This window comes from Corallococcus sp. AS-1-12 (assembly GCF_020036995.1).
In the GTDB taxonomy this organism is placed as follows: domain Bacteria; phylum Myxococcota; class Myxococcia; order Myxococcales; family Myxococcaceae; genus Corallococcus.
This window is the reverse complement of sequence record NZ_JAIQDD010000074.1, coordinates 1-4277: the sequence shown is the minus strand read 5'-3', so window position 1 is coordinate 4277 and position 4277 is coordinate 1. Positions and strand designations below refer to the sequence as shown.

The following is a 4277-nucleotide window of genomic DNA, read 5'->3' as shown; positions in this document are numbered from 1 at the left end:
AGCACGACGCGCACGTCCGGGCCAACGCCCAACTTCACCAGTCGGTGGGCCAGTTGATTGGAGCGGACTTCCAACTCACGGAAGGTGAGCTGCTCCTCGCGGCAGATGACGGCCAGGGCGTCAGGCGTGCGAAGGGCCTGGGCGCTGAAGGCTTCATGGAGGCAGAGGTCGCGGGGGAACCCGGCGCTGGGCCCATTCCACTCGACGAGCAACTGCTGGCGCTCCGGCGCGGTGAGCAGCGGCAGGCTCGCGAGCGTTGCATCCGGCTGGGCGGTGATGGCCTCCAGCAACACGCCCAGGTGGCCCACCATGCGCTGCAGGGTCGAGGCGTCGAAGAGGTCCGTGGCGTACGTCAGGGTTCCGCCAAAGCCCTGAGGCGAGTCCTGCAACGTCAGCGTGAGATCGAACTTGGAAGACCGCGTGTCCACCGGGACGGTCTGGAAGGACAGTCCAGGCAGTCGGAGCGTCTCCGTGGGCGTGTTCTGCAGGGAGAACATCGCCTGGAAGAGGGCGCTGCGGCTCAGGTCGCGCGCGGGCTGGAGGACTTCCACCAGCTTCTCGAAGGGAACGTGTTGGTGCTCGTAGGCCGCGAGCGTGGTGCTCTTCATCTGGGAGAGCAACTGGCGGAACGAGTCCCGCGGCTGCAGCCGGGCGCGCAACACCAGCGTGTTGACGAAGAAGCCGATGAGGCCCTCGGTCTCCGCCTGGGTCCGGCCAGCAATCGGTGAACCCACGCTGATGTCTTCCTGGCCGGAGTAGCGGGACAGCAGCGCCTGCCAGGCGGCGAGCAGCACCATGAACGGCGTAGCGCCTTCGTGCTGGGCCAGGGCCTTGAGTGCCTGGGAAACCGGAGCAGGAACGCGCACGTCCACCGTTGCCCCCTGGCGGGACTGCATGGGCGGACGCGGCCGGTCCGTGGGCAGGTCCAACGCGGACGGAGCCCCCGCGAGCTGCTGCTTCCAATAGCCCAACTGCGCGTCCAGGGCCTCACCCTGGAGCCAGCCTCGCTGCCACACGGCGAAGTCCGCGTACTGCACGGGCAGTGGCGGGAGGGTGGGAGCGCGGCCGGTGCTGAAGGCTTCGTAGAGGGCCGCCACTTCCCGGACGAGGACACCCATGGACCAGCCGTCGGAGACGATGTGGTGCATCGTCACCAGCAACAGGTGCGAGTCCTGCCCCAGCCGCACCAGCGTGCTTCGCAGCAGCGGGCCCGTGGTGAGGAGGAAGGGGCGCCGGGCCTCCATGGCCGCCACGCGCTGGGCCTCCTCCTCACGCTGTGACTCGGGGAGGGACGTGAGGTCGATGACGGGCAGCTCCCAGCCGTAGGGAGGTTGAATGCATTGTGACGGCTCTTCGTGGTCGGTGGAGAGCGTGGTGCGCAGCGCTTCGTGGCGCTCCACCAACGCCTCGAAGGCGTGGCGCAGGGACTCCACGTCCACCTGACCCGTCAGTCGCAGGGTGGTAGGGATGTTGTACGAGATGTCACCCGGCTGGAGTTGATCCAACAGCCAGAGGCGCTGCTGTGCGAAGGACAGCGGAATGATGCCTTCGCGCGGCGAGGGCCGCAGCGGCGGTACGCGGAGCGCGGCGGACCGGGAACCCGCGAGCTTCGTCGCGAGCGCCTCCACGGTGGGGGATTCAAAGAGGGCGCGAAGCGGCAGTTCCACCGCGAACGTCGCCCGCACGCGCGAGACGAGCTGGGTGGCCAGCAGGGAGTGGCCGCCGAGGGCGAAGAAGTCGTCCCGGATGCCCACGCGCTCCACGCGGAGCACCTCCGCGAAGAGGGCGGCGAGCTGCGCCTCGGTGTCGGTCCGTGGGGCGATGAAGTCGGATGAACGCGCGAGGTTCCCTGGTTCCGGGAGGGCCTTGCGGTCGACCTTGCCATTGGAGTTGAGGGGAAGGGCGTCGAGGACAAGGAGCGCGGAGGGGACCATGTACTCGGGCAGTCGTTGCCGGAGGTGGACCTTGAGTGCCTCGGAGTCGAGTGAGTGGCCGTCGCGAGCGGTGACGTAGGCGACGAGGCGCTTGTCCGCGGCTTCGCCCTTGGCGACGACGACAGCGTCCTTGAGGCCTGGAGCACGGCGGAGGGCGGCTTCGATTTCGCCCAACTCGATGCGGAAGCCACGCACCTTCACCTGGAAGTCGATGCGGCCGAGGTACTCCAGGCGCCCGTCGAGGCGGTAACGGACACGGTCTCCCGTGCGGTACATGCGGCCACCGGGAGGCCCGTAGGGCTCCGGGACGAAGCGCTCCGCGGTGAGTTCCGGGCGAAGCAGGTAGCCGCGAGCCTGGCCTTCACCCGCGAGGTACAGCTCGCCCGCGACACCCACTGGCACCGGCTGCAACGAAGCGTCCAGGACATAGGCGCGTGTCGCGGGCAGAGGGCGGCCGATGAGCGGCACTTCGTCACGGCCGACGAGAGACGCGGTGGAGTAGGTGGTGTCCTCGGAAGGCCCGTAGAGGTTGAAGAGTTTCTGCACCGTCGGGACGCTGTACACCTGCTTGGCGAGCGTCTCCGGGAGGGCTTCGCCCGCGAGGTTGATGACGCGCACGGAAGGCGGCACCGCGCCCAGGCGCAGCAGTTGCGCCATGGCGGAAGGCACCGTGTTGACGAGGGTGACGTGCGAAGCGGTGGGCAGTTCCGCCAGGTGCAGGGCGTTGCGTGCCACCACCACCGCGCCACCGCTGCTCAACGGAGCGAAGAGTTCGAAGACGGAGAGGTCGAAGTTGAGGCTCGTCGCGGCGAGGGTGCCCTTCAACTCCTCGTGGGTAAACGTCTCCAGGGCCCAGTGGAGGAAGGAGACGGCGTTGCCGTGGGAGATGGCGACGCCCTTGGGACGGCCGGTGCTGCCGGAGGTGTAGATGAGGTAGGCGAGGTGGGCCGGGTGGATGTCCACCGTGGGCGCAGTGGTGGGTTGCCTCGCCAGCTTCATGTCCGAGTCGAGGCACACGGGCGTGGCGCTGGTTTCAGGCAGCGCCGAGAGCAGGTGCGAATGCGCCACGAGTGCAGGCCCCTGGGCGTCCTCCAGCAGCCAGCCCAGACGCTCACGCGGGTAGCTGGGGTCCAGCGGTACGTAGGCACCCCCGGCCTTGAGGATGCCAAGGGCACCGATGACGAGGTCCTCGGTGCGCTCGACGCACAGGCCGACGCGGACTTCGGGCCCGACACCCAGGCCTCGCAAGCGGTGCGCAAGTTGGTTGGCCTTCGCGTCCAGCTCCCGGTACGTCAGTTTCCGTTCAGTCGTGATGACAGCGAGCGCATCCGGCGTGCGGCGTACCTGCGCCTCCACCATCGCGGGGATGCTGGGTTCGCTCGCCACCTGCGAGGCGGGCGGGTTCCATTCGATAAGGAGCTGCTGGCGCTCTGCATCCGTGAGCAACGGCAGGTCCCCGAGCCGCGACTCAGGCTTCTTCGCGATGGCCTCCAGCAGCACGCCGAAGTGGCCGGCCATGCGCTGGATGGTCGCCGCGTCGAACAGGTCCGTCGCGTACTCCAGGGTACCGACGAAGCCGTCAGGGCCTTCGCGCAGACCCAGCGAGAGGTCGAACCTGGCGAAATGGGCTTCCAGCGGCACGGCCTGGAAGGACAGGCCCGGCAGGCGCAGTGCCTCGGTGGGCGTGTTCTGCAGGACGAACATGGCCTGGAAGAGGGGACTGCGGCTCAGGTCGCGCGTGGGCTGCACGGCTTCGACCAGCTTCTCGAACGGCAGGTGCTGGTGTTCGAAGGCCGCGAAGGTCGTGCCTCGCACCTGGGCTAGCAGCTCCCGGAATGTGGCTCGGGGGGCCACGCGCGCACGCAGGACGAGCGTGTTGACGAAGAAGCCGATGAGGCCTTCGGTCTCCGCCTGCGTGCGGCCCGCGATGGGCGTGCCCACGCTGATGTCATCCTGTGCGGAGTAGCGCGACAGCAGCACCTGGAATGCCGCCAGCAGCAGCATGAAGGGCGTGGCACCTTCACGCTGAGCCAGGCCTTTGAGCGTATGAGAGACATCCGAGGGGATGTGCAGGTCCACCGTGGCGCCCCGGTGCGATTGCACGGGTGGACGCTGCCGGTCCGTAGGCAGCTCCAGCGCTGCGGGCGCCCCGGAGAGCTGCTGCTTCCAGAAGTGGATCTGCGCGTCCAGCACCTCGCCCTGGAGCCAGTCGCGCTGCCACGTGGCGAAGTCCGCGTACTGCACGGGCAGAGGCGCGAAAGCCGGCGTGCTGTTCGTGGCGAAGGCCTCGTAGAAGGCCACCATCTCCCGGACGAGGACGCCCATGGACCAGCCGTCGGAGAC

At 68.4% G+C, this 4277-nt stretch carries 1 protein-coding gene; it reads right to left on the bottom strand.

Annotated elements, in window-relative coordinates:
• A partial coding sequence (locus K8556_RS38615; RefSeq protein WP_223745140.1) for a non-ribosomal peptide synthetase occupies positions 1-4277 on the bottom strand: 4277 nt, incomplete at both ends.